Annotated in this window: 19 protein-coding genes, 1 tRNA gene and 1 pseudogene; 14 read left to right on the forward strand and 7 right to left on the reverse strand. The window is 65.3% G+C overall.

Annotation, left to right across the window (positions count from 1 at the left end):
- Positions 1-31 precede the first annotated feature (31 nt).
- The 7 genes from ACQKLX_RS16475 to ACQKLX_RS16505 all read left to right on the forward strand — a co-directional run bounded on the left by ACQKLX_RS16475 (position 32) and on the right by ACQKLX_RS16505 (position 8,842).
- Positions 32-862 carry a 3-hydroxybutyrate dehydrogenase gene (locus ACQKLX_RS16475; RefSeq protein WP_427362655.1) on the forward strand — a complete coding sequence of 277 codons (831 nt, stop codon included), beginning with the start codon at positions 32-34 and terminating at the stop codon, positions 860-862.
- 37 nt (positions 863-899) lie between these two features.
- A complete protein-coding gene (locus tag ACQKLX_RS16480; protein ID WP_427362656.1) occupies positions 900-2,204 on the forward strand; it encodes an NAD(P)/FAD-dependent oxidoreductase in 1,305 nt (434 codons plus the stop codon).
- Positions 2,204-3,298, forward strand: coding sequence for a patatin-like phospholipase family protein (locus tag ACQKLX_RS16485; RefSeq protein ID WP_427362657.1), 1,095 nt, complete (start codon positions 2,204-2,206; stop codon positions 3,296-3,298). Before ACQKLX_RS16480 ends, ACQKLX_RS16485 begins: the two co-directional genes overlap by 1 nt.
- Before the next feature lie 53 nt (positions 3,299-3,351).
- Positions 3,352-3,858: a hypothetical protein gene (locus tag ACQKLX_RS16490; protein WP_427362658.1), complete on the forward strand. Its 507-nt coding sequence runs from the start codon at positions 3,352-3,354 to the stop codon at positions 3,856-3,858.
- Positions 3,859-3,880: 22 nt separating this feature from the next.
- Complete coding sequence (locus ACQKLX_RS16495; RefSeq protein ID WP_427362659.1) at positions 3,881-5,773, forward strand: adenylate/guanylate cyclase domain-containing protein; 1,893 nt, start codon at positions 3,881-3,883, stop codon at positions 5,771-5,773.
- Positions 5,774-5,781: 8 nt separating this feature from the next.
- Positions 5,782-6,603: an MBL fold metallo-hydrolase gene (locus ACQKLX_RS16500; protein WP_427362660.1), complete on the forward strand. Its 822-nt coding sequence runs from the start codon at positions 5,782-5,784 to the stop codon at positions 6,601-6,603.
- Between the two features lie 178 nt (positions 6,604-6,781).
- Entirely contained in the window at positions 6,782-8,842 is a 2,061-nt protein-coding gene (locus tag ACQKLX_RS16505) for a mechanosensitive ion channel domain-containing protein (protein WP_427362661.1), read from the forward strand.
- A 286-nt stretch (positions 8,843-9,128) separates the two neighbouring features.
- Here the strand turns inward: ACQKLX_RS16505 and ACQKLX_RS16510 are convergent, their stop codons facing one another.
- Positions 9,129-10,055, reverse strand: coding sequence for a LysR family transcriptional regulator (locus ACQKLX_RS16510; protein WP_427362662.1), 927 nt, complete (start codon positions 10,053-10,055; stop codon positions 9,129-9,131).
- A 144-nt stretch (positions 10,056-10,199) separates the two neighbouring features.
- Here ACQKLX_RS16510 and ACQKLX_RS16515 point away from each other — a divergent pair, with 144 nt between their 5' ends.
- Complete coding sequence (locus ACQKLX_RS16515; RefSeq protein WP_427362663.1) at positions 10,200-11,189, forward strand: zinc-dependent alcohol dehydrogenase family protein; 990 nt, start codon at positions 10,200-10,202, stop codon at positions 11,187-11,189.
- A gap of 156 nt (positions 11,190-11,345) precedes the next feature.
- Here the strand turns inward: ACQKLX_RS16515 and ACQKLX_RS16520 are convergent, their stop codons facing one another.
- The 3 genes from ACQKLX_RS16520 to ACQKLX_RS16530 form a co-directional block, all read right to left on the reverse strand.
- Entirely contained in the window at positions 11,346-12,398 is a 1,053-nt protein-coding gene (locus tag ACQKLX_RS16520; RefSeq protein ID WP_427362664.1) for an Atu2307/SP_0267 family LLM class monooxygenase, read from the reverse strand.
- Positions 12,399-12,522: 124 nt separating this feature from the next.
- Entirely contained in the window at positions 12,523-13,995 is a 1,473-nt protein-coding gene (locus tag ACQKLX_RS16525) for an alginate export family protein (RefSeq protein ID WP_427362665.1), read from the reverse strand.
- Positions 13,996-14,046: 51 nt separating this feature from the next.
- The gene (locus ACQKLX_RS16530) at positions 14,047-14,700 is read right to left on the reverse strand and encodes a hydrolase (protein WP_427362666.1); all 654 of its coding nucleotides are present in this window, start codon (positions 14,698-14,700) and stop codon (positions 14,047-14,049) included.
- Between the two features lie 149 nt (positions 14,701-14,849).
- Here ACQKLX_RS16530 and ACQKLX_RS16535 point away from each other — a divergent pair, with 149 nt between their 5' ends.
- Positions 14,850-15,779, forward strand: a complete 930-nt coding sequence (locus ACQKLX_RS16535; RefSeq protein ID WP_427362711.1) for a LysR family transcriptional regulator — start codon at positions 14,850-14,852, stop codon at positions 15,777-15,779.
- An 80-nt stretch (positions 15,780-15,859) separates the two neighbouring features.
- Positions 15,860-16,499: pseudogene (locus tag ACQKLX_RS16540) on the forward strand (pirin family protein); the annotation flags it as partial.
- Between the two features lie 27 nt (positions 16,500-16,526).
- Here the strand turns inward: ACQKLX_RS16540 and ACQKLX_RS16545 are convergent.
- The 3 genes from ACQKLX_RS16545 to ACQKLX_RS16555 all read right to left on the reverse strand — a co-directional run bounded on the left by ACQKLX_RS16545 (position 16,527) and on the right by ACQKLX_RS16555 (position 17,750).
- A complete protein-coding gene (locus ACQKLX_RS16545) occupies positions 16,527-17,108 on the reverse strand; it encodes a DUF2971 domain-containing protein (RefSeq protein WP_427362667.1) in 582 nt (193 codons plus the stop codon).
- 114 nt (positions 17,109-17,222) lie between these two features.
- Entirely contained in the window at positions 17,223-17,492 is a 270-nt protein-coding gene (locus ACQKLX_RS16550; RefSeq protein ID WP_427362668.1) for a hypothetical protein, read from the reverse strand.
- A gap of 168 nt (positions 17,493-17,660) precedes the next feature.
- Positions 17,661-17,750 (reverse strand) — tRNA-Ser (locus tag ACQKLX_RS16555).
- A gap of 112 nt (positions 17,751-17,862) precedes the next feature.
- Between ACQKLX_RS16555 and ACQKLX_RS16560 the strand changes: the two genes are divergently transcribed.
- The 4 genes from ACQKLX_RS16560 to ACQKLX_RS16575 all read left to right on the forward strand — a co-directional run bounded on the left by ACQKLX_RS16560 (position 17,863) and on the right by ACQKLX_RS16575 (position 23,280).
- Positions 17,863-18,255, forward strand: coding sequence for a hypothetical protein (locus ACQKLX_RS16560; protein WP_427362669.1), 393 nt, complete (start codon positions 17,863-17,865; stop codon positions 18,253-18,255).
- Positions 18,256-18,397: 142 nt separating this feature from the next.
- Entirely contained in the window at positions 18,398-19,375 is a 978-nt protein-coding gene (locus tag ACQKLX_RS16565; RefSeq protein WP_427362670.1) for a TAXI family TRAP transporter solute-binding subunit, read from the forward strand.
- Positions 19,376-19,503: 128 nt separating this feature from the next.
- Entirely contained in the window at positions 19,504-21,669 is a 2,166-nt protein-coding gene (locus ACQKLX_RS16570) for a TRAP transporter permease (RefSeq protein WP_427362671.1), read from the forward strand.
- A 72-nt stretch (positions 21,670-21,741) separates the two neighbouring features.
- On the forward strand, positions 21,742-23,280 hold the full coding sequence (locus tag ACQKLX_RS16575; protein WP_427362672.1) for a YifB family Mg chelatase-like AAA ATPase: 1,539 nt from the start codon (positions 21,742-21,744) through the stop codon (positions 23,278-23,280).
- Positions 23,281-23,362 lie beyond the last annotated feature (82 nt).

The raw sequence follows: 23,362 nt of genomic DNA on the forward strand, positions 1-23,362 counted from the left end.
CGCATTCTCTCCTGCAGCAAGGAGAGATGCGATGAACGTTCACGCCACAGCCGCCAACTCCACCACCGGCCACCCCCGCCCCCTCGCGGGCCGCACCGCCGTCGTCACCGGCTCCACCAGCGGCATCGGCCTCGGCATCGCCAAGGCGCTGGCCGGCGCCGGGGCCAATCTGGTGATAAACGGCTTTGGCGATCCGCGCAGCATCGAGCAGACGCGGCTCAGCCTGGAGGCGGCCGGTGAGGTCGCCGTGCGCTTCGACGGCAGCAATCTCGCCGAACAGGCCGGCGTGGCCACGCTGATCGAGGGCGCGATGGCGGCTTTCGGCCAGGTCGACATCCTCGTCAACAATGCCGGCATCCAGCATGTCGCGCCGGTCGAGGCCTTTCCGCCCGAGCGCTGGGACGCGATCATCGCGCTCAACCTCTCGGCCGCCTTCCACGCCACGCGCGCCGTCTTCGCCGGCATGAAGGAGCGCAGCTTCGGCCGGATCGTGAACATCGCCTCGGCGCACGGCCTCGTCGGCTCGCCGTTCAAATCCGCTTATGTCGCCGCCAAGCACGGCATCGTCGGCTTCACCAAGGCGGTCGCGCTGGAGGGGGCCGAGTACGGCATCACCGTCAACGCGATCTGCCCCGGCTATGTCTGGACCCCGCTCGTCGAGAAGCAGATCGAGGAGCAGGCCAAGGCCCACGGCATCGCGCGCGACCGCGTGGTCAAGGACATCCTGCTCGCCGCCCAGCCCAACAAGCGCTTCGCGAGCGTCGAGGAGATCGGTGCCCTGACCGTCTTCCTCGCCTCCGAAGCCGGCGCCTCGATGACCGGCACGTCGATCCCCGTCGACGGCGCCTGGACGGCTCACTGACCGAAAAAGCGGAGCACTCGCCATGATCACGTTAGCAATGACAACGACCGTTCCGCGGGTAGTGATCATCGGCGCCGGCTTCGGCGGCCTCGCTGCGGCACAGGCCCTGAAAGACGCGTCGATCGAGCTGACGATCCTCGATCGGCGCAATTTCCACCTGTTCCAGCCTCTGCTCTACCAGGTTGCGACCGCAAGCCTGTCGCCGGCCGATATCGCCGCGCCGATCCGCTCCGTGCTGCGCGGCCAGGGCAATGCGCGGGTCGTGCTCGACAAGGTCGTGAGTGTCGATCGTCGCACGCGCTGCGTCGTGACGGAGAATGGCCGCAGCATCCCCTTCGACTATCTCGTCGTCGCGACCGGCGCACGGCACAGCTATTTCGGCCGCGACGACTGGGCTTCCGCCGCGCCGGGGATCAAGACGCTCGACGATGCGACCCGTGTCCGCGCCAAGATCCTCAAGGCCCTGGAAGAAGCCGAGCTCGAGGACGACGAGGCGGCCCGCAAGGCGCTGCTGACCTTCGTCATCGTCGGCGGCGGCCCGACCGGCGTGGAGATGGCGGGCGCCATCGCCGAGCTCGTCCGCAATGCGGCGAGCCGCGACTTCCGCCGAATCGCGGCCGAGAGCACGCGCATCGTGCTGGTCGAGGCCGGGGCGCGCATTCTGCCGGGTTTCCGTGAGGAGCTGAGCCGGGCGGCCCACCGGGCGCTCGAAGCCATGCGCGTCGACGTCGCGACCGGAACCATGGTGACCGACGTCTCAAACGACGGAGTGAGGTTGGGCGCCATCCGCCTGCCGGCCCGGACGGTGATCTGGGCCGCGGGCGTCAAGGCTTCGCCCGCCGGGCGCTGGCTCGATGCCTCCGTCGATCGTGCAGGCCGCGTCAAGGTGGAGACGGATTTCTCGCTGCCGGACGATCCCGCGATCTTCGTGATCGGCGACACGGCGGCCCATGCCGGCCCGGACGGCGCCATGCTGCCGGGAATTGCCCCCGCGGCGAAGCAGGCCGGCCGCTGGGTCGGCAGCCTGATCGCAGCCCGCGTCCGCGTCACGTCCGACCCGGCTCCGTTCCGGTATCGCGACGCCGGTTCGATGGCCACCATCGGCCGAAAATTCGCGATCGTCGATCTGGGCTGGCTCAGGCTGACCGGCTTTTCGGCCTGGCTGTTCTGGTCGGCCGTGCACGTCTGGTTCCTGATCGGCTTCCGCAGCCGGCTCTCCGTCGCGACGAGCTGGCTGTGGTCTTACCTGACCTACGAACGCGGCGCCCGGCTGATAACCGGCCGTGAGATCGCGCTGGCCAAACCCGCGACAGACGCTCTCCAGCAGAAGGACGCCGCCTGATGTCCGTATCGACCGTTCTCGACCGCCAAGCCTCTCCGCACCCGACAGGCATGGCGGATACTGCGACAGCCAACGCGCCGACGATCAACCTCGCCCTTCAGGGCGGCGGCGCCCATGGCGCCTTCGGCTGGGGCGTGCTCGACATGCTGCTGGAGGACGGCCGCATCGAGATCGACGGCCTGTCGGCGACCAGCGCCGGCGCAATGAACGCCGTCGTCTACGCCTATGGCAAAATGGCCGGCGGCAAGGCCCATGCCCGCGAATTGCTGGAGCTTTTCTGGCATCGGATCAGCCGCGCCGGCCGAACCGCGAGCCCCTACCAGCAGACGCCCTTCGACCTCTGGATGGAGGGGTTCGGCGTCAAGGAACCGGTGAGCTATCGCTTCTTCGAGGCCCTGACACGGACGTTCTCGCCGCATCAGCTCAACCCGCTCGGCTTCAACCCCTTGCGCGACGTGCTGACCAGCGTCGTCGACTTCGACGCGCTGCGCGCCTGCCGCTGCACCCGGCTGCGGCTCTGCGCGACCAATGTGAAGACCGGGAAGCCGCAGATCTTCACCAATGAGATGATGTCGCCGGAGGTCGTCCAGGCGTCCGCCTGCCTGCCGATGCTGTTCCGGGCCGTGGAGGTCGACGGAGAGCACTATTGGGACGGAGGCTATGTCGGCAATCCCGCGATCTACCCGCTGATCTATGATGCCGATGCGCGCGACATCCTCGTCGTCCATATCAACCCGATCGTCCGGCCGGACGTGCCGCAGGGCCCCTCCGAGATCTTCAACCGGATCAACGAGATCAGCTTCAATTCCTCGCTGATCCGCGAGATGCGGGCCATCGCCTTCGCCACCAAGCTGATCGACGACGACTGGATCCGCCCGGAGCACCGCGACAAGCTGAGGCGCGTCTTCATCCACGCGATCCGCTCCGACGACGCGATGACCGAGTTCTCGGTCGCATCGAAATTCGACACGAGCTGGTCGTTCCTGACGCGGCTGCGCGATCTCGGCCGCGCCGCGGCGGCGGCGTGGATCGCCGCCCATCTCGACGATATCGGCCGGCGCTCCACCGTCGACCTTTACCAGGAATACCTCTGAGCCGCGGGCTTCGCGGCAGCCATTCCCACTGTTCCCGTGAGCAGGAGACCCTCATGAGCATGACGACCGCCACCAACGCACCGGGGCTGATCGCCCGTCTGGTTCCCAACGCCCGCCAGAGCTGGCACCTCGTGCTCGCGGGCTTTGCCGCCACCGGCTTCTACGAGATCTGGGCCAATTGGCCGACGCAGCTCTTCGCCGGCTTTCCGCTCGAGCCTCCGGCGCTGGTCAAGCTGCTGTTCCAGCGCCAGCTCGGACTCGACCTGCCCGATGTCTGGGCCAAGGCGCTGCATTACGTCACCGGCTTCGTCTTCTATCCGCTCGGCTACTGGCTGACGACGCGGCTGGTGCGGCTGGGCCACCCGGCTGACGGCTGGCTCTGGGGTGTCGTCACCTATTTCATCGCGCTCGGCCTGTGGGCCCCGCTCGCCGGCCTGCCTTTCCTGCTGATCGGCGACAACGGGCAGCTCTCCCTGATGAGCCTGATCGGCCACGCCATCTTCGGCTATGTGCTGGCGGTGGTGTTCCAGGCCCTCGAAACCACCCATCCCTCCGGCTGACGGCAGATTGTGGGAGGCAAGGATGCGCACGGGCCTGCAGACCATTCTGACGGGCATCGCGCTCGGCGGCGTGCTGATCGTGGCCGGCTGCGTGCACGTCGCCTGGTGGCGGACCGCGACGCGCAACAGCACGGCGCTGGCCGCCGAGATCGAGCGGCAGGTGACGACCTCCGTCCGGCATGAATGGTGGACGCAGGTCGCAGGGGCGGAAGCCGCCTGGCGTGCCGCCGCCAGATTGATCGAGCGCGATGGCTCGCCTGCCGCCCGTGATGCGGCCTTGACGCAGCCGCTCGGGAGCCTGTCGCTCGTCACGGCTCTGGCTCACGAGGGGACGCAGGGCACGGTCGCGGCGATCGAGCCCGGCGCCCGGGGCGGTGAAGTCCGACTGCAAGCCGCAATGGGGATCTGGCCGGTGGCCGAAACTCTCGGCCCGGACTGGCTGGCCGCCGCCGATCCGGCCGGAGCCGGACCGGCGGTCGCCTATGTCGGCCGCCTGGCCGATGGCACCCGGCTCGGCGCCTTCGTCGCCCTCTCGCGATTCTCCAGGCTACTCGGGCAGATCGCGGTCGGCCGCACCGGGGGAGCGGCGGTCATCGACCCAGCCGGGCGCCTCGTGGTCGAGCCTGCCGGGAGCGACAGGGATCGGACGAAGCTGATCAAAGTCACTCGCCGCGTCGGCGAGGCGCTCGCGCAGCGGGCGGCGCGCGGGAAGGCGGCGCCGGAGCGCATCGCCGTTGAGCTGGCCGGAGAGCGTTTCGCCGTCGGCCTCTCGCCCTTGCATTTCCAGGGCTGGCAATTCGCGGTCATCGTGCCGGAGCGCGATTTCCTGGCGGAGATCGATGCGACCACCCGCCGTGTCGGTATCGGGCTCGCCCTGGCCATCGCGCTGGCGGGACTGATGGCCGCCGCCCTGGCGAAGTTCGTGCTGGTCCGGCCGATCCGGGCCGTCGTCGCCGACCTCGCCCATCTCGAACGTTTCGAGCTCGACGCTCTGGTGCATCGCCGCTCGCGTCTGATCGAGATCGACCAGCTTTCTGCCGCGCTCGCCCGGATGGCGGCGGGGCTCGCCAATTTCGGGCGCTTCATTCCGGTCGATCTGGTCCGCGAGTTGGTCGCTCATGGCGGCCGGGCCGAGCTGGGCGGCAAATCGGCCCGTATCACCATCCTGTTCGCCGACCTCGCCGGCTTCACGCGCCTCGCCGAGCGCCTCGGGCCGGCGGTGCTGCCGATCGCCAACCGGTTCCTCGAGCTCGCTTCGGAAGCCGTGGAGCAGCGCGCCGGCACGGTCGACAAATTCATCGGCGACGCCGTGATGGCGTTCTGGGGGGCGCCGCGGCCGGAGCCGCATACAGCCCTGCCGGCCTGCCGCGCTGCGCTCGCCATCGTCGCGGAGACCGCGGCGGCCGGGCTGATGGATGCCGGGGGGCAGCCGCTCAGGGTGAGGGTCGGCCTGCATTCGGGCGAGGCCATCGTCGGCAATATCGGCTCGCGGACCCGGCTGAACTACACCGCTATCGGCGACAGCGTGAACCTCGCGAGCCGGCTCGAAGGTGCCAACAAGGTCTATGGTACCGCGATCCTGATCAGCGAGGAGACGCGGCGCGAAGCGGGCGAAGCCATCATCGTGCGCGAGGTCGATCGCATCGCCGTCTATGGACGCGACCATGGCGTGACCGTCTACGAACTCCTCGGCCTGGCTGCGACGGAGACGCGCCCGGCCTGGGTCGAAAGTTACGAACGGGCCCTCGCCGCCTACCGGCAGCGCCGCTTCGACGATGCGCTCGGCCTGATCGACGCCTGCTTGGCGCAGAGGCCGCAAGACGGGCCGGCCATGGCGCTGGCGGAGCGCTGCCGCGACCTGCTTGCGGCTCCCCTGGTGGATTGGCGGCCCGTTCACGCGCTGCAGACGAAGTGAGGCTTGCGATGAGCGACTTCAGCGTCCGGTTCTGGGGCACACGCGGCTCGATGCCGGTCTCCGGCGAATGTTTCCGCACCTTCGGCGGCAATACGATCTGCATCGAGGTCGCGATCGGCGAGCAGGTTTTCATCATCGACTGCGGATCGGGCGCGGTCGCACTTGGGCGAAATCTGCTCGCCGAAGGACGGCGCTCCACCTGGCTGCTCCTGACCCATATCCATCTCGACCACGTCATCGGGTTGGCCGGGTTCGCCCCGCTCCACAGCGCCGATTTCACGCTGGGGATTCGCGCACCCCGCCGCAGCGACATCAGCCTGCACCAGAGTCTGCGGCTTCTGTTCGAGGAGCCGCTGAGCCCGATCGGCTTCGCCTCGCTTCCCGCCCGCCTCGACGCTGTCAGCTTCGAGACGGGCCGGGACATCGTGCTGGGCGATATCGTCATTCGCACCGTCGCCCTGCGGCATGGTGCGGCCACCGCCGGTTACCGCTTCGATCATGGCGGCCGGGCCTTCGTGGTCCTGACCGATCATGAGCATGCGGGCGACGCGCCCGATCCCGACCTGGTCCGCTTCTGCCGCGACGCCGATCTGATCGCCTATGACGCGATGTGGTGCGCCGACAGCGACTACCCGGCTCATCGTGACTGGGGACATTCGACCTGGCAGGCCGGGCTCGCCTTGATAAAGGAGGCCGGCGCCGGCCGGCTCGCCTGCATCCATCATGCGCCCACGGCGGACGACGCGCTGCTGCGCAGCCGCGAGGCGCGCCTGCAGGCGCTGGCTCCCGACAGCGTCTTCGCCCGCGATGGCGATGTTTTCACGCTCTGAAGCACTGGCTCGTCTGCAGAGCGCTTCATTCGCTTCCATAGCGTGCCAGCGGCCACTTTAACGGCGCTTGAAATGGCGGATAATGCGATCGGTTCGTTCGACGAATTCAAACCGAGGCGCAGGCAGGCACAAGCTTCGTCTGCGCTGCAGGCGGTGCGTATCCGTGGGAGGGGGACCCATGTCCGAGCGACCGCAGATGCGGGGACAAGTGCCTGCGAACCTCCGTCGGCATTGTCCTGCGGTGTTCGGAACGGCAGCTTGCATCGCCGCCATCGGCTGGATGAATGCAGCGCGGGCAGGCGCCGACACTTATCCTGCCGGCGTCCCCATGCAACGAAGCCTGGTCAGCTATCTGACGCAAGGCCTCAACGCCATCCGAGAGCTGTTCTGGCCGATCCTGGCCGCGATTCCGCGCATTCCCGGCGAAGCCAGCGACGCGGCCGCTCGCATCCTCACCAGCGGCCAACTCGGCATTCTCTGGCGTGCCGCTTTCATCGTGGCGCTCCTGTTGCTGCTTCCGCATGCCAGGCGCCTGGCGATCTCGGGCGCGAAGGCGCGCATGAGCGCTTCGAGAACGACCCGACTCCTGTCTGCTTTCGCCTTCGATGTCGGCGACCTGATCATGTTGATGCTGGCAGCGGCCATCCTGGTGGAGTTGGCATTGGGCGACGACACGCTCATGGCCCGGCTCGGGATCGCCCTGGTCGATACCGTGCTGCGGTTCAGGATCGTCATGACGGCAGTCCGGATATTGCTGCGCCCGGGCGAACCGCCGCTGCGCCTCATATCGGCCAGCGATGCCCAGATCCGGCATGCCATGCCGTTCCTGACAGCCTCGCTGTTCCTCGCCATCGCCTTCGTAACGGTCATACCGCTGCTGCTCGAAGCCGGAATGAGCTGGCCCGCCGGACAGGCTTCGGGGGTCGTGGCGGGACTCATCGCTACCGCACTGATGTGGGCTGCGGCGCGCCGGTTCCATGCCGATGCTCCGACGCGCCTAAAGGCGCGCGAGATTGGCTTCGGTGTCGCCATCGGTGCTGCCGGGATCGCTTGGATCTACGGCGTCCTGTCCCTCGATTTCCCATTCTACGTCGCAGCGATCTCGGTCGGCGGCATCGTCGTCGGAGCATTCATCGTCGATCGGCTTCTGCTGGCCTACTGCAATGCCCATGGGGGCGAGCGGCGGAGTGCGCCCTTGCAATGGCATTTGGCGCGGGCGCTCGTCGCGATCGTGCGCCTGGCCGCGACTTTGGGCGTGGTTCTGATCGTCGCGCGATTTCTCGCCATGGACTTTCCCGCCTGGCTCGGAGAGCCGCGCTGGAGAGAGGTCAATGAGAGCATTGCCCGGGCGGCCGCGGCAATCTTTATCGCTTATGCCCTGTCGGCTTTGATCAGCACGTGGATCCGCGCAAAATTCGTGACCGTCACCCGCTATGTCCCGGGCGAGGGCAACGAATTCCAGCCCGGCTCGCGGCTCCTGACCATCATTCCTCTGCTCCAGTGGGGGATCACCTTCCTCGTGCTGGGGACAGGGACCCTGGTCGCGCTCGGAGAGCTTGGGGTCAATATCGCTCCACTCCTCGCAGGCGCCGGCATTTTCGGGCTTGCCCTCAGTTTCGGCGCTCAGTCACTCGTGCGCGATATCATTTCTGGCCTGTTCTATATGGCGGATGACGCCTTCCGCATCGGCGAATACATCCAGGCCGGGCAACTCAGGGGAACGGTGGAGAGCATTTCGCTTCGCTCTGTCCGTCTTCGCCACCACCATGGCCAGGTGCATACGGTTCCGTTCGGCCAACTGGGCTCCGTAACGAACAGCAGCCGCGACTGGCTGATCGTCAAATTCAATCTGCGGCTGGCACGCGACGTCGATCTCGAAGCCGTGCGCAAGACCGTCAAGAAGATCGGCGAAGAGCTGCTGGCCGATCCGGAATTCGCGCCCGAGTTCCTCGAGCCGCTCAAGCTGCAGGGTGTTGCCGACATTCAGGAGGCGGCGCTCGTCGTGCGCTTCAAATTCACGGTCCGGCCCGGAAAGCCAACCGAGATCCAGCGAGAGGCGCTGAAGAGGATCGTGAAAGTATTCGGCGAACGCGGCATCGCCTTCGCGTCACATGCGGTCGTGGTACATAGCGTACCGGATCATCCGGATGCCGCCGCTGGAGTGGGCGCCGCTACGACGCGCGGTCTCTTCACAGCGCAGCAATCTGAGCCTCGCGCGAATGCGGCAGACAGGGGCTGATGCTGCTGATGCTGATGCAAAAGAAGCGCGATAGCCCGCCTGCAGCACGACATAGCCAGTACGCCGATATCGAGAGCTCCATTTTTTGCTGATATGCTTACGACACTGTAGCGGCCCGATTTCTCGATCGCGGGCATGAACCTGAAGTGGGAATTCGGACGGCCCAATGGCAGCCTCAGATGGATTGGCGTTGGAAGTCAGCTTCGGCAACCTCGAAGGTCCGGTGTAGGCAGCGCAGCAGAGTCAGCTAGTGGCGCTGACTGTCCGCGCCTCCGCGGAGCGAGCGTCATTGAGTGTTCCCAAAGATCTTTTCGAGGCCGCGGTCCCAATACGGCTGTCCCCCAAATCGCTCGACCAACCAGTCGATGAAGACCCGCACTTTAGGCGCCAGTTCGCGCGAACTTGGGTAAAGCACCCAAAGCGTCTGGGTCGAGACCAGCGGATAATCGGGAAGGACTGGGACGAGGGCGCCGGAGCGAAGCTCGTCCGCGGCGCACCACGTGGCCATCAGAGCGACGCCCAACCCCGCACAGGCCGCATCGCGCACGGCACCGCCGTCATTGATCCGCAGGCTTGGGTTGATGCGCCGCTCGATCAGCTCTCCGCCCTTTCCGCGGAATGTCCAGAGATCGAGCGTGCCGACTACGAGGCAGGCGTGTACTGCGAGGTCGTCGGGCGTGTTCGGCCGCCCGCGCTGTTCGATGTACCCGGGGGAAGCAACCACCACGCGCCTATCTGGAGCGAGCCGCCGCGCGACAAAGGACGTGTCGTTGAGGTCGGCATACCGAACCGCGACATCGAAGGCACCTTCGACGAGATCGACAACACTGTCCGAGATGCGCAAGTCGAGAGCCAGCTCGGGATATCGCCTGCGGAAGTCGGTTAGGCCCGGCACGATATGCATGCGCGCGAACGAGGCCGGAGCTGCCACCCGCAGGGTGCCGCGCGGGGCGGCTTGCTCCCGCCCGAGCGCCGCGCGGGCGGATTCTGCTGCGAGCACGACGTGCTCTGCGTGCGGCAGGAAGGCGAGGCCGTCCTCGGTCAGCGTCGCCTGCCGCGTCGTTCGGTGGAGAAGCCTGGCGCCCAGCTTTCTCTCGAGGGCTGCCAGTCTGGCGCTTGCTCCCGCCGGGGTTAGGCCCAGGTCGCGGGCTGCAGAGCTGATGCTCCGGAGTTGAGCAATGCGCACGAACAGGTTCAAATCGTTGACGTCCATCGCGTCACTCTCAAGGATTCATTGAAACTGATCCTAGTTCAGGCCCGCTACCGAGGGCAATCCTGACAAGTCATATGGTCATCATCGCAACGGGACCATTGCTCATGGAGCCCGCTCTGCCTCTACCCTTGAAAGGAGGTCGTGATGACCAAGACCATGAAGGCAGCTGTCCTCACGCGCTTCGGCGGGCCGGACGCGTTCGAGCTGCGCGAGGTGCCGGTGCCGGAAGTCGGTCCGCGCCAGGTTCGGGTGCGGGTGCACGCCACGGCCGTCAATCCGCTCGATTACCAGATTCGCCGCGGCGACTACGCGGACTACGTGCCGTTGCCCGCGATCACCGGCCACGACATCTCGGGAGTCATCGAGGAACTGGGCTCGGATGTTCGCGAGTTGGCGGTCGGCGATGAGGTCTACTACACGCCCAAGATCTTCGGCGCCGCAGGCTCCTATGCCGAACAGCACGTTGCCGACATCGAGCTCGTCGGTCGCAAGCCTCGGAACCTCTCGCACCTTGAGGCGGCGAGCTTGACGCTTGTCGGCGGTACGGTCTGGGAGGCGTTCGTCCAGCGCGCGCAGCTGAAGGTCGGCGAGACGATTCTCATCCATGGCGGGGCCGGCGGCGTCGGCACGATCGCGATCCAGGTTGCGAAGGCGATCGGCGCGCGGGTGATTACGACAGCGCGTGCGCGCGACCACGACTTCGTGCGCTCGCTCGGCGCCGACGAGGCGATCGATTTCACCGCCGAAGACTATGTGGAGGCGGTCGCCCGACTGACCGGCGGAGAGGGCGTGAACGTCGTCTTCGACACGATCGGCGGTGATGCCCTCACGCGGAGCCCGCTCACGCTGGCGGCGTTCGGGCGCGTGGTCAGCCTCGTCGACATCGCACAGCCGCAGAACCTCATCGAGGCATGGGGCAAGAACGCAGCCTACCACTTCGTGTTCACCCGTCAGAACCGCGGCAAGCTCGACGCGCTCACGAGCCTCGTCGAGCGCGGCTTGGTCAAGCCCATGATCGGCGCGACCCTGCCGCTTGCCCGCATGGCCGAGGCGCACGAACTGCTGGAGAACGGCGCCGCGCGAGGATTGCGCGGCAAGGTCGTAATCGACGTGTCGGGCGAGGCGGCCGCCTGACATGTCCCGCGGCCGGCCGGGAAGCTCCCCGGTCGGCCGCGAAGTAACCGAGGACCGATCCGAGGCCGAGCCGCCGGAACAGCGGCACGGCAACCACGGCCGCTCCCATCAGGACGACCGCCGGAGCGATCGTCTGCCCCAAGCCCGCTTCGGCCATCAGGTCGCCTTCTCGGTTTCGCGCGTGGCCGCCCGGACGATTGGCGCGACCTGGGTGCCCAAGAGCTCGATCGAACGCTTCATCGCCGCCGTTTCGAGCGAGGCGGTGCTCATCTGGAAGGTGATGCGCGAGACGCCGCCGAGCACTTCGCTGGCATGGAGCATCTTGGCCGCGACCGTCTTTGGGTCGCCGATCAGGAACGCGCCTTCCGGGCTGGCCATGGCGTCGAACTGATCCCGCGACGGCGGCGGCCAGCCGCGCTCGCGGCCGATCCTCCCGGTCAGATGCGCCCAGCCCGGGAAGAATGCATCCCTGGCCGCCGTATCGGTCTCGCCGACGAAGCCCATTGCGTGGACCCCCACCTTGAGCGTTTCGGGGCTATGCCCGGCGCTCAGGCCGGCCTCGCGATAGAGATCGACGAGCGGCCGGAAGCGCTCGAACGTCCCGCCGATGATCGCCACCATCAGCGGCAGCCCGAGCGTGCCGGCGCGAGCGAAGGATTGCGGCGTGCCGCCGACGCCGATCCAGAGCGGCAGGCGCGGCTGATGGGGACGCGGATAGACGCCCTGTCCCACCAGCGCCGCGCGGAAACGACCCTTCCAGATCGGATGAGCCGTCTCGTTCAGCTTCAGGAGCAGAGCGAGCTTCTCGGCGAAGAGCTCGTCATAGTCCCGCGGGTCGGCGCCGAACAGCGGATAGGCCTCGCCGAACGAGCCACGGCCGACAACCATCTCGGCCCGCCCCTTGGCAATCAGGTCCAGCGTCGCGAATTCCTGGAAGATCCTGACCGGGTCGGCAGCGCTCAGCACCGTCACGGCGCTCGTCAACCGGATCCGGCTGGTGCGGGCCGCGGCGGCGGCGAGGATGATCGCCGGCGCGGAATCGAGGAACTCGGCGCGATGGTGCTCGCCGATGCCGAAGATATCGAGCCCGGCCCGATCGGCGACCTCGACCTCGTCAAGCAGATCGGCCATTCGCTCAGTCGGCGAGGGAAGCTTGCCCGTCGCCGAATCCGGGAGGATGGCGGCGAAGCTGTCGATACCGATCTGCATCAAGGGTCCCTGCAAATTCGTGGGGTGGCGCGGGAGAAGAGCTGCGATCCGCGCAACTGCTTCGGCAGCCGAGCAGCCTTCGTTTGCTGAAGTACGGGGTTGTCAGGGGCCGACGCTTGCATGGTCAGAATCGGTAGTTTGCCATGACGCCGACCAGCTTGATGATCTGCGCTGGGCCCGTTTCTCGAATGAATGTTCCCGGGTCGAAGACGCCGACCGAGGCCGCGAGATTCAGCTCCGGCGTTGCCTGCCAGGCTATGGCGATCTCGGCCTGCGTTCCGATGAAGCGTGCATCGCTGCCCTTGCCGCTGCGGACGAGGGCGCCAGAGATCGCATAGATGCCGTCGCCGGTGCTCTGTCGCCAATAGGCCGAACCCGACAGCGACAGCTCGACATCCTTGCGCGGATGGATCGTGATGGAAGGCCGGACATGGATCAGGTTGCGCGGCCCGATCGGCGATTGAGACACGAAGTACTTGCCCCTCGGAAAAAGGGGGTTGAGCGTTCCCAATTCCGGATCGTCCGGGTCATCGTCGCCCGAGATCACGTCAGCGGAAAGCCTGAGGTCCGGCTGCAGTGGTGCTTGCGAAAACCGGCATCCGATCTCGGCACCGATCCCCCAGGCCGCCCTCCGGTGGCCTGCGAACATCCCATGCTGAACGGCGCCCTCGAGGTTCCAGTACGAGCTGCCTGTGTCTCCGAATATGCGGGTTCCGATGGTATGGACTCGCTCTCTACCGGCCCCTTGGTCGTAGACCGCATTCCGGTCCCGCAGCCCGAGATAATAGACGTCAAAGCCGTTCGTCTGAGTTTTGCCCAGCCATTGCGTCGCATAGACGCCCCAGAGTGACTTCTGGCTCGATGTCCGGTCGTCGAAATCGTCAAGCCTGTTGTCGACCGGGCGAGAATAGAGCGCCTTAACCTGCCAGGCCTTGCCCGTCAGAGACATGTCGAAGCCGTCGAAGGCCTGAGGAATATTGGGACCGTAGCGTGTGTCGATGAAGCGTCCCGCGCCAAGCGAGATCAGCTTGCGACCTGCAGACATCCGCAGCGAGATCGCTTGCGCGACATCCGTCTCCAGCTCGACGAAGGCCTGCAACATATCTGCTCCGGTCGTATCGACAGGTCTCGTGGCGCGACGGACGCCCGAGATCCCGGAGATGATAGGTTGAGCGAACAGGCGCAGCTTTCCCACATGGAAATCGGCATAGGGCATCAAGCGATGCCAGACGTAGCCATCGTCCGGCGCCGCGCCCCAGCGGACATTGGCATAGCCTTCGTAGCGCGATCGGACCTCGAGCCCTGTCGTGAGATAGGTCGATCCATCCGCGCTCAAGGGGATGTACTTGAACGGCTCCGTCCACCGCCCTGTCCGTCGGGTGGGGTCTGCCAGATAAGACCAGCTTTCGGGGTAACGCTCGATCGTCAAGGTCGGCGCGCGGCCGATATCCGTGCCCGTCTGTGCGTCTGCCACAACAGGCAGCGTTGCTGCCGCGAAAGCGATGGTCCACTTTCGCGGCGACAACTGTTTCAGGCTTCGGCAGAAGCGCCGGAGCTTAACGGGCCCCGGCACAGAGGGGATGGCGAGCCGCGACACCGGGTCCATCGTCTCGCAGGGCATCTCGCCGCAACCCGCCACCCGAACAGGTCAGCCGGCGGGGCTCGGGACCGGCGTGTTGAGCAGCTGTTGCTCCCACAGATAGGCGATGCCACTACCCGCAGCATGTTCCTTGAGGACGTCCGTCACCTTGCCAGCGGTTTCGATGCGGGCCCAGTCGCGCTGCCATTCGGCCATCACGGCGAGCCAAGTCATCATATTCGCGCCGGCCGCGATCATGCGCTGGATGGCGACCTCGTGGGATTCGACCGAAATGCCGCCGCAGGCATCCGTGACCACGGTCACGTCCCAGCCCTCGCCGAGGGCCTGGATCGCCGGCATCGCGACGCAGACCTCGGTCCAGAGGCCGGCGATGATCAGCTGCTTACGGCCCGTCGCCTTGACCGCGTCCACCACCTTCGGATCTTCCCAGGTGTTGACGAACGTCCGGTCGATCACCTCCTGGCCCGGGAAGACATCGGTGATCTGCGGGAAGATGAGACCGCCTCGCTCAGCGATCACGCTCGTGAGAATGGTCGGGACGCTGAATGCCTTGGCGGCCTTCGCCAGAGCCGTCGCATTGTTGACCGCCATATGGGGGTCGTGGCTGTTCAGATTGGTGAGCTGGAAAGGCTGGTGGTCGATCAGAACGAGGACCGAGTCTTCAGGGCGAAGGAGCGACTTCAGGCCGTTGCGAAAGGTCATGATTATCCTCTTCTGACGTCGTCAATGAGCGGCAATGTCAGCCGGGCGATTTGCGCCACAGGCAGCGCCGGCCGTTTATTGCCGTTCCCAAGCGCGCTGCGATAGCGCCATCGTCAGGCAAGCTGTGTCGCAAGATGAGGAACGCCAAATTGGAGATCGAAGATCTGCAGACATTCGTGGCGGTGGCCGATGCCGGAGGCGTCTCGCCTGCCGCGCGCCGACTAGGCCTGTCCAAGTCCATCGTGAGCCGACGGCTGCTGCGGCTAGAATCGGAGCTCGGAGTCCAGCTGCTTGCCCGCACGACCCGTGGCGCGGCACTCACGGAAGCCGGCGCGACATTCCGCGAGCACGCGGCCAGGGTCTCCGCCGAGATCGAGCTGGCCAGGGAGGCGATCCTGCCGAACGGCGACCTTCGCGGCCGCCTGCGGATCGCCATGCCACTGACCTTCGGGCCGACGCACTTCGCTCCAATGGTCGCCGAGCTGGCGCGTCGCCATCCGCAGCTCCACATCCATACCGTCTACAGCGACCGCTTCGTCGATCTCATCGCCGAGGGTTTTGATTGCGCGATCCGGGTCGGCTACCTGCAGGACTCAAATCTGGTCGCAAGGCGTATCGGCCCGATCTACGGCAAGCTCGTCGCGAGCCCGGACTATATCGAGACTCACGGCTCCCCTGAGAAACCGGAGGAGATCGCCGCCCATCCGGCCTTGATGCAGAGCATGGAGACCTGGCAATTCATGGACGCTGACAAGATCGTCACCATCCAGCCGCAGGGGCGCTTCAAGGCAGACAGTGCCACGGCTCTCGTTGCTGCCGCAGCAGCGGGGCTCGGTATCGCCTGGCTGCCCGACTGCATGATCCATGAGCATGTGTCCGCTGGCGCGCTCGTCCCGATCATGATGCGCTACCCGCCGCCGCCAGCCGGCGCCTATGTCGTCCGCCCGCCGGGCCAGCACCCTGAACGCAAGATCCGGGTGCTCACCGAATTGTTGATCGAGATGCTCGAACACGATCCGCGTTTCGCGGAGATTCGTCTGCCGAATACCAACGGCGAGGTCTTCGTGCCGGCCATGTGAGTTCCGCTTTGGGCGACATTGCTGAGCGGCTCGCTAGGTCGATCGTCGATGAAGGCCGCCGACGGGAGATCTCGACGCGCATGAGCTGGAACCCTGCCATCGAACCGGGCTGCCCTGACGAGGTCGGCATGGACGCGATCGAGACCCTGATCGTTCCGCGGGCGCGGGATCTCGGCGGCTTCGAGGTGCGGCGCGCCCTGCCGGCGCCGAAGCGGCAGATGGTGGGGCCGTTCATCTTCTTCGACCAGGCCGGGCCGGCTGATCTGCTGACCGGGCAAGGTATCGACGTCCCCCACACCCGCACATCGGTCCCGGTACGGTGACCTATCTGTTCCGCGGCGATTTCCATCATCGGGACAGCACCGGAGCCGATCAGATCATCCGCCCCGGCGCGCTGAACTGGATGGTCGCGGGGCGCGGCGTATCCCATTCGGAGCGCACTTCCGCAGCCAGCCGAAGCGGACCGAACAGCCTGTTCGGCATCCAGACCTGGTTAGCCTTGCCCGAAAGCCATGAGGACATCGCGCCTGCCTTCGAGCATCACGGCAAGGAGACGTTGCCGGTCATCAAGGTCCGCGGCGTCTCGATCAGGCTCATCCTCGGGAACGCCTATGGCGAGCGCGCACCGGCGACGATGTTCTCCGAGACCTTCTACGCCGATGTCGGGCTCGAAGCCGGCTGCCGATGCCGGACGATCACGAGGACAGGGGCATGGTAGTTGATGCGTTGGCGATAAATTTCCCATTCTTACGGTTTGCGGTAAGGGATAGTGGACGCGCGTACTTTTGGAATGAGGGTCTCTCGTCCCAATAGTTCAATCATGCGCTTAATTGATCTTTCTGCCAGCACGGACGCATGCGAAGGGCCAAGAATGATCTCGTGAATTAAGTCATCTAGTTTAAGGTCAGGATGCAGCCCAGATTCCCCGGTGCCGAAGGTAAGTCTCAATTTAGGCTCAACGCCGCGGCCATTTGTAATATAATGCCGTTTATCCTTAAATTTATTTATTGTATCTCGATCGGGCATATAAACAACCCTCCATTCTTGCTCTTCCGAGAATCCAGAGTGCTTCGTATAAATGGAGAATAATTTTAGTCTATCGAACAAATAAAATACTGCATTTATAAATTCATGTTTTGTAATTATTTTGTGGTTAGAGATTATTTCAGCAAAGCGGTCAGCTAATTCTTTTAGCATTTCGCGTCTGCGCTCGCGAGTGGCGTACGCGACAGGAGCAATGATTAACGGGGATTCTTGATCTCGTGGAAGATTTTCTGTGTTAAACACGATAGCTGCGCCGTCTCCATTGGCCCCGTATCCGCGCCACATCGACAACTTCCCATCGACTTCGTGACGTTCGTGCTTTGAAAGGCAAAATATGTACGTATCGAATGCGTGATCTTCTTCAAATTTTTGCAAATTCCATTCAACTTGAGATCGAAATTATTTCGTAGTGTTTGACGACGAGAGATAATTGTTGATGTTAGCATTATTTAAAAACTCTTGAACGTCGTTTTGAATCCCCCATTTTAGTTCTTCAAAATCATTCATGAACAGCGGGTTGGCTAGCCAAATTTCTCTATTTTGAAGTATTTTTTCTAGTGTTTGAACTGTAGTATAATGTGCAAGTAGTGGTTTACTTTTTTCAAGTTCGTCCTCTTCAATTTCTTTGAAGAGGGGAGCGAAGGCCGTCTCCATCTCGTTGGTATCCATAACTTACTTCTCCAGCTGGCCGGAAGAATGCTAGGCGATCGAATCACAATTTAATCAGCGGCAGCATGGACGCGCGAATCCTCCAAAAGTAAGCGCAAATTTGAAGTGGGATATAATGGCGAGTAATGCCAAGAAATCCGCTAATAAGCCAATGTTTTCAATGTAATATGGCGGACAGGGCGGGATTCGAACCCGCGATACGGTTTCCCGTATACACACTTTCCAGGCGTGCGCCTTCAACCACTCGGCCACCTGTCCGGCGCGCTGCTTATGGCGTCCATGCGCGCGAGTTTCAAGCGCTAAAGCCGCAGTCCGTCGGGGTTGCGCGCAATTGTCCTTTGCCGTTGCATTGCCGCAGGCGAGTGGACACATGCGATTTCCCGGCAGGGAGGCGGTTCTGAGGGCCGCGCCCGGCTGGGCATTGCAGGGATCGGGGGACGAATTGCGCTTTCTCGTCAGGATGCTGGGTTATCTCCTCGTCGCCGGCGGCTTCGTCGCGCTGCTCACCGACGGCGCGCGCTCGATCGCCAACTCGGCCCTGCGTTTCACGCCGCTGGGCGAGACCCTGCTGACCTTCGTCGGCGAGCGCTTCCGGCAGCTCCAGCCCGCTGTCGAGCGCAATCTCCATCCCATGCTCTGGGACCCGGTGCTCCTGAATGTCCTTCAAGTACCGACCGCCGCGGCCGGATTGCTGCTCGGCTTCCTGCTGCTCTGGCTCGGCGCAGCCCCTAAGCCGCAGATCGGCATTCTCACGCGACGGTGAGGCGGCTCTCCTTCATGTCGATTGCCGCAATTTAAACACAATCTTGCGCGGCTGGCCCGACAAACGCACGGGATTTGCCCGTTCCCCGCTTGATTGCCGTAGCAAAGATTCGGAGACTTCCCGTTTCAATGGGAGGTTCTCCATGCAGTCCAAGTTCACGCGTCGCACCGCCTCGATCGCGCTCGGGCTCGGCGCCCTTGCGCTCTCCGGCGTCGCGCTCGCCCAGGCACCCGCCTTCTTCCGCATCGGCACTGGCGGTACGGCCGGCACCTACTACCCGATTGGCGGATTGATCGCGAACGCGATCTCGGCGCCGCCGCAGTTGGTCTCGACGGCGGTCGCCAGCAATGGCTCGGTCGCCAATGTCAACGCCATCGTCGGCGGCGCGGCGGAATCTGGCCTCGTCCAGGCCGATGTCGCCTTCTGGGCCTATTCAGGCACTGGCGTCTATGACGGCAAGCCCAAGGTTGCGGAATTGCGTTCGATCGCCAACCTCTACCCCGAAAGCGTTCACCTCGTTGTGCGCAAGGCCTCGAACGTCAAAAGTGTCGCCGACCTCAAGGGCAAGAAGGTCTCGCTTGACGAGCCGGGCTCGGGCACGCTGCTCAACGCCAAGGCGATCCTCGCCGCCTTCGGCGTCGGCGAGAAGGACATCTCGGCCGAATACCTCAAGCCGAACCAGGCGGCCGAAAAGATGAAGGATGGCTCGGTCGATGCCTTCTTCTTCACCGGCGGCTTCCCGGCAGCGGCGATCTCCGAATTGGCCTCGACCGGCTCGGGCATCGACATCCTGCCGATCACCGGTGCGGCGGCGGAAAAGCTGGCGAAGGAATCCCCCTTCTTTTCGGCAGACGAAATTCCGGCCGGGACCTACAAGGATGTCGGGGCGGTCAAGACCATCGCCGTCGGCGCCCATTGGGTGACCTCGGCCAAGATCTCCAACGATACGGTCTATGCCGTGACCAAGGGCCTCTGGAGCGACAAGACCCGTGCCGCGCTCGACGCCGGCCATGCCAAAGGCAAGGCGATCCGCAAGGAGACCGCGCTCGCCGGCCTGCAGGGCGTGCCGCTGCATCCAGGCGCCGAGAAGTTCTACAAGGAAGCTGGCCTGCTGAAGTGACGCCATAGGCGTCATGCTCGGACTCGTTCCGAGCATCCCTTGCCGACGATTCTCGGGCCGGCACCTCGTGCCGCCCGGGAATGATGGTTTCGCCTGCGCCCGATGGCGCGACGTATCGAAAGTCCACCATGGCCAATCAGCCCTCCGCCGCCGAACTCGCCAGGCTCGAGGAAGAGCTCGATCCGGAGATGCAGTTCCGCAAGGTGCCGCATGGCACCGCGGTTCTGATCGGGGCGCTGCTGCTGGCGCTCTCGGCCTTCCACTACTACACGGCCGGCTTCGGCCTGCTGCGCGAGACGACTCATCGCGGCATCCATCTCGCCTTCGTGCTCGGTCTGATCTTCCTGGTCTTCGCCGCGCGCAAGAGCGAGGCGGCCAAGGTCCATGCCTCGACCTTCTGGCGGCCCGGCGGCGTGCCGCTCTATGACTGGATCTGCGCCGTCGCGGTGGCGGTGGCGAGCCTTTACGTCCCCTATATCTTCGAGGACCTTGTCTTCCGCGTCGGCAATCCCTCGACGCTCGACGTCGTCATGGGCACGATCACCATCGTCCTGATGATCGAGGCGACGCGCCGCGCGATCGGCTGGGGCCTGCCGCTGATCGCGCTCTTCGCCATGATCTATGCGATCTTCGGCCCCTGGTTCCCCGGCATCTTCCTGCATCCAGGCGCGACCTGGTCGGTGCTGGTCAACCACCTCTATCTGACCAGCCAGGGCGTCTACGGCGTCGCGCTCGGCGTGGTCGCGACCTATGTCTTCCATTTCGTGCTGTTCGGCGTGCTGGCGACGCGCATCGGCCTCGGCCGGCTCTTTCTTGGCGTCGCCGCGGCCGTCGCCGGCCGCTTTGCCGGCGGCCCTGCCAAGGTCTCGATCTTCGGCTCGGCCCTGTTTGGCATGATCTCGGGCTCGTCGGTGGCGAACACGGTCACCGTCGGCTCGCTCACCATCCCGATGATGATCCGGCTCGGCTATCAGCGGCACTTTGCGGCAGCAGTCGAATCGACGGCGGCGACTGGCGGGCAGATCACGCCGCCGATCATGGGCGCCGCCGCCTTCCTGATGGTCGAGTTCCTCAATCTGCCCTACGCCACCATCGTCATCGCTGCGATCATCCCGGCCTTCATGCATTTCTTCGGCGTGCTGATGCAGGTGCATTTCGAAGCGCGGCGCAACGGCATGCGCGGCATGACCGATGCCGAGGCGCCGAAGCTGAAAGAGGTCTTCGCCCGCGACTGGCCGACGATCGCGCCGCTCTTCGGGCTGATCGTCGTGCTCTTCACGGGCTATACGCCCTATCTTGCAGCCTTCTGGGGCATCACCGGCTGCATGCTGGTGGGGCTCGCGCATTACCGGGCCGCTTCGGCGCTCGCCTTCGCCCTGGCGATCGGCCTGGCTGCGCCGACCGAGTTACTGCGCGTGCCGGGCGTCAATCTCGCCTTCACGCTCGCCGCCTTCGCGGTCATGGCCCATGGCGTGCTGCTGAAGTCGGCCGAGGGTCGCAAGCGCGTCAACGACATGGTCGATGCCTTCATCCTCGGCGCCAAATATGCGATCGGCGTTGGGGCGGCCGCGGCGACCGTCGGCATCATCGTCGGTGTGGTGACCCTGACGGGCGTCGGCTTCAAGATCTCCTGGATCGTCACTTCGCTCGCCGATCAATGGGCCAATGGCGTGCTCGCGATCGCGCCTTTCCTGCCTTTCGACCTGAAGACCGCGACGCTGTTCTTCACGCTTGTCCTGACCGGCATCGTCTGCATCCTGCTCGGCTGCGGCGTGCCGACCACGGCGAACTACATCATCATGGTGACCGTGGCGGCGCCGGCGCTCGGCATGCTCGGCGTCAACCCGCTCGTCGCGCACTTCTTCGTCTTCTATTACGGCGTCCTCGCCGACGTGACGCCGCCGGTGGCGATCGCGGCCTATGCCGGGGCGAGCATGGCCGGCGCCGATCCGTTCAAGACTGGCAACACCGCCTTCCGACTGGCGCTCGGCAAGGTGCTTGTGCCCTTCGTCTTCGTGTTCTCGCCCTCCATGCTGATCATGGTGCCGAGCTTCACCTGGACGGAGCTGATCGGCTCGACCGCCTCCTGCATCGCCAGCATCATCCTGCTTTCCGCTACCTTCTCGGGCTGGCTGCTGGCGCCGCTGGCGATGTGGGAACGGCTGATCCTAGGCATTGCGGCGCTGCCGCTGATCCTGGCGACGCCGACCAGCGTCGCGATTGGTCTGGTGATCGCGGCACCGGTGCTGCTGCGGCAGGTCATCGCCCGCAAGGCTGTCGTGGCGCCTGCGTAGAGTTCTTGATATGTTCTTGCAACCCTGACGCGCTTCCGCTAGCGTCACTGCGCGGGGACGGGGTGCGCTGGGATGGTGACGCGGGTCGCGACGGTGGCGTTCGAAGGCATCGAGGCTCGCGCCGTCGATGTCCAGGTCCAGGTCACGCCGGGCGGCGTCGCCTTCATCCTGGTAGGGCTTCCAGACAAGGCGGTCGGCGAGAGCAAGGAGCGGGTGCGCGCCGCGCTGATCGCCTCGGGGCTGGCGCTGCCGGCCAAGCGCATCACCGTCAATCTCGCCCCGGCCGACCTGCCCAAGGAAGGCAGCCATTACGATCTGCCGATCGCGCTCGGTGTGATGGCAGCGATCGGCGCGATCCCAGCCGATGCGCTCGCCGGCTATACCGTGCTCGGCGAGCTCGCCCTCGACGGCTCGATTGCTCCCGTCGCCGGCGTGCTGCCGGCGGCGATCGCCGCCTATGGCCGGGGGCAGGGGCTGATCTGCCCGGCTGCGAGTGGGCCGGAGGCGGCCTGGGCGGCCCGCGACCTCGACATCCTGGCGCCGCGCTCGCTGATCCAGCTCGCCAATCATTTCAAGGGCACGCAGGTGATGGCGCGGCCGCAACCCGCCATCGCCCGCCAGAGCGGGCCGCTGCCGGACCTGCGCGAGATCAAGGGGCAGGAGAGCGCCAAGCGCGTGCTCGAGATCGCCGCTGCCGGTGGCCACAACCTCCTGATGAATGGCCCACCCGGCGCCGGCAAGTCGATGCTGGCGAGCCGCTTGCCTTCGATCCTGCCGCCGCTCGATCCGCGCGAGCTGCTCGAGGTTTCGATGGTGCTCTCGGTCGCCGGCCATCTCGCCGATGGCGAACTGACCGACCGGCGCCCTTTCCGCGCGCCGCATCATTCGGCCTCGATGGCGGCCCTGGTCGGCGGCGGCCTGCAGGCGAGGCCCGGCGAGGTCTCGCTCGCCCATCACGGCGTGCTCTTCCTCGACGAATTGCCGGAGTTCCAGGCGCAGGCGCTCGATGCCTTGCGCCAGCCGATGGAGACCGGTGAGGTGCTGATCTCGCGCGCCAATCACCGCACGGTCTATCCCGCCAAGTTCCAGCTGATCGCGGCGATGAATCCGTGCCGCTGTGGCAAGGCGACCGAGCCGGGCTATGCCTGCCGCCGCCAGCCGAACGAGCGCTGCATGGCCGGCTACCAGGCCCGGATCTCCGGCCCGATGCTCGACCGGATCGACATCACCATCGACGTTCCCGCTCTGACGGCCGCCGACCTCATCCTGCCGGCCGCGGCCGAGGGCTCGGCCGAGGTCGCCGCCCGCGTCGCCGTGGCGCGGGCTCGCCAGTCGGCGCGTTACGCCGCGCTCGGCGTCGAGGGGGCCACGACCAATGCCCGTTGCCCCGCCGCTTTGCTCGACGAGGTGGCGCGGCCGGATGCGGCCGGGCTCGCGCTGCTGCGCAATGCCGCCGATGCGATGCGATTGACCGCGCGGGGCTATCACCGCGTGCTCAAGGTGGCCCGCACGCTCGCTGATCTCGACGGCGAGGACAGCCTCGGACGAATCCATCTCGCCGAGGCGCTGTCCTATCGCTCGCGCATCGACCAGGCGGCCCAAGCCGCTTGATGAAGGATTGCCGCCTGATGAAAGGTTAACGAAACCATTCAAACCATTCCGCATCCTCGCCGGTAGGGCGAACTCTTTCTCA

The organism is Allobosea sp. NPDC003192 (genome assembly GCF_050275675.1).
In the GTDB taxonomy this organism is placed as follows: Bacteria; Pseudomonadota; Alphaproteobacteria; order Rhizobiales; family Beijerinckiaceae; genus Allobosea.

What these genes read in the sequence shown, in the direction of transcription:
- ACQKLX_RS16480 (WP_427362656.1), top strand. Translation starts at nt 900, where the DNA reads ATGACAACGACCGTTCCGCGGGTAGTGATCATCGGCGCCGGCTTCGGC.
- ACQKLX_RS16515 (WP_427362663.1), top strand. Translation starts at nt 10,200, where the DNA reads ATGACCAAGACCATGAAGGCAGCTGTCCTCACGCGCTTCGGCGGGCCG.
- ACQKLX_RS16485 (WP_427362657.1), top strand. Translation starts at nt 2,204, where the DNA reads ATGTCCGTATCGACCGTTCTCGACCGCCAAGCCTCTCCGCACCCGACA.
- ACQKLX_RS16495 (WP_427362659.1), top strand. Translation starts at nt 3,881, where the DNA reads ATGCGCACGGGCCTGCAGACCATTCTGACGGGCATCGCGCTCGGCGGC.
- ACQKLX_RS16565 (WP_427362670.1), top strand. Translation starts at nt 18,398, where the DNA reads ATGCAGTCCAAGTTCACGCGTCGCACCGCCTCGATCGCGCTCGGGCTC.
- ACQKLX_RS16500 (WP_427362660.1), top strand. Translation starts at nt 5,782, where the DNA reads ATGAGCGACTTCAGCGTCCGGTTCTGGGGCACACGCGGCTCGATGCCG.
- ACQKLX_RS16570 (WP_427362671.1), top strand. Translation starts at nt 19,504, where the DNA reads ATGGCCAATCAGCCCTCCGCCGCCGAACTCGCCAGGCTCGAGGAAGAG.
- ACQKLX_RS16520 (WP_427362664.1), bottom strand. Translation starts at nt 12,398, where the DNA reads ATGCAGATCGGTATCGACAGCTTCGCCGCCATCCTCCCGGATTCGGCG.
- ACQKLX_RS16550 (WP_427362668.1), bottom strand. Translation starts at nt 17,492, where the DNA reads ATGGATACCAACGAGATGGAGACGGCCTTCGCTCCCCTCTTCAAAGAA.
- ACQKLX_RS16475 (WP_427362655.1), top strand. Translation starts at nt 32, where the DNA reads ATGAACGTTCACGCCACAGCCGCCAACTCCACCACCGGCCACCCCCGC.
- ACQKLX_RS16560 (WP_427362669.1), top strand. Translation starts at nt 17,863, where the DNA reads ATGCGATTTCCCGGCAGGGAGGCGGTTCTGAGGGCCGCGCCCGGCTGG.
- ACQKLX_RS16510 (WP_427362662.1), bottom strand. Translation starts at nt 10,055, where the DNA reads ATGGACGTCAACGATTTGAACCTGTTCGTGCGCATTGCTCAACTCCGG.
- ACQKLX_RS16530 (WP_427362666.1), bottom strand. Translation starts at nt 14,700, where the DNA reads ATGACCTTTCGCAACGGCCTGAAGTCGCTCCTTCGCCCTGAAGACTCG.
- ACQKLX_RS16490 (WP_427362658.1), top strand. Translation starts at nt 3,352, where the DNA reads ATGAGCATGACGACCGCCACCAACGCACCGGGGCTGATCGCCCGTCTG.
- ACQKLX_RS16505 (WP_427362661.1), top strand. Translation starts at nt 6,782, where the DNA reads ATGTCCGAGCGACCGCAGATGCGGGGACAAGTGCCTGCGAACCTCCGT.
- ACQKLX_RS16545 (WP_427362667.1), bottom strand. Translation starts at nt 17,108, where the DNA reads ATGTGGCGCGGATACGGGGCCAATGGAGACGGCGCAGCTATCGTGTTT.
- ACQKLX_RS16575 (WP_427362672.1), top strand. Translation starts at nt 21,742, where the DNA reads ATGGTGACGCGGGTCGCGACGGTGGCGTTCGAAGGCATCGAGGCTCGC.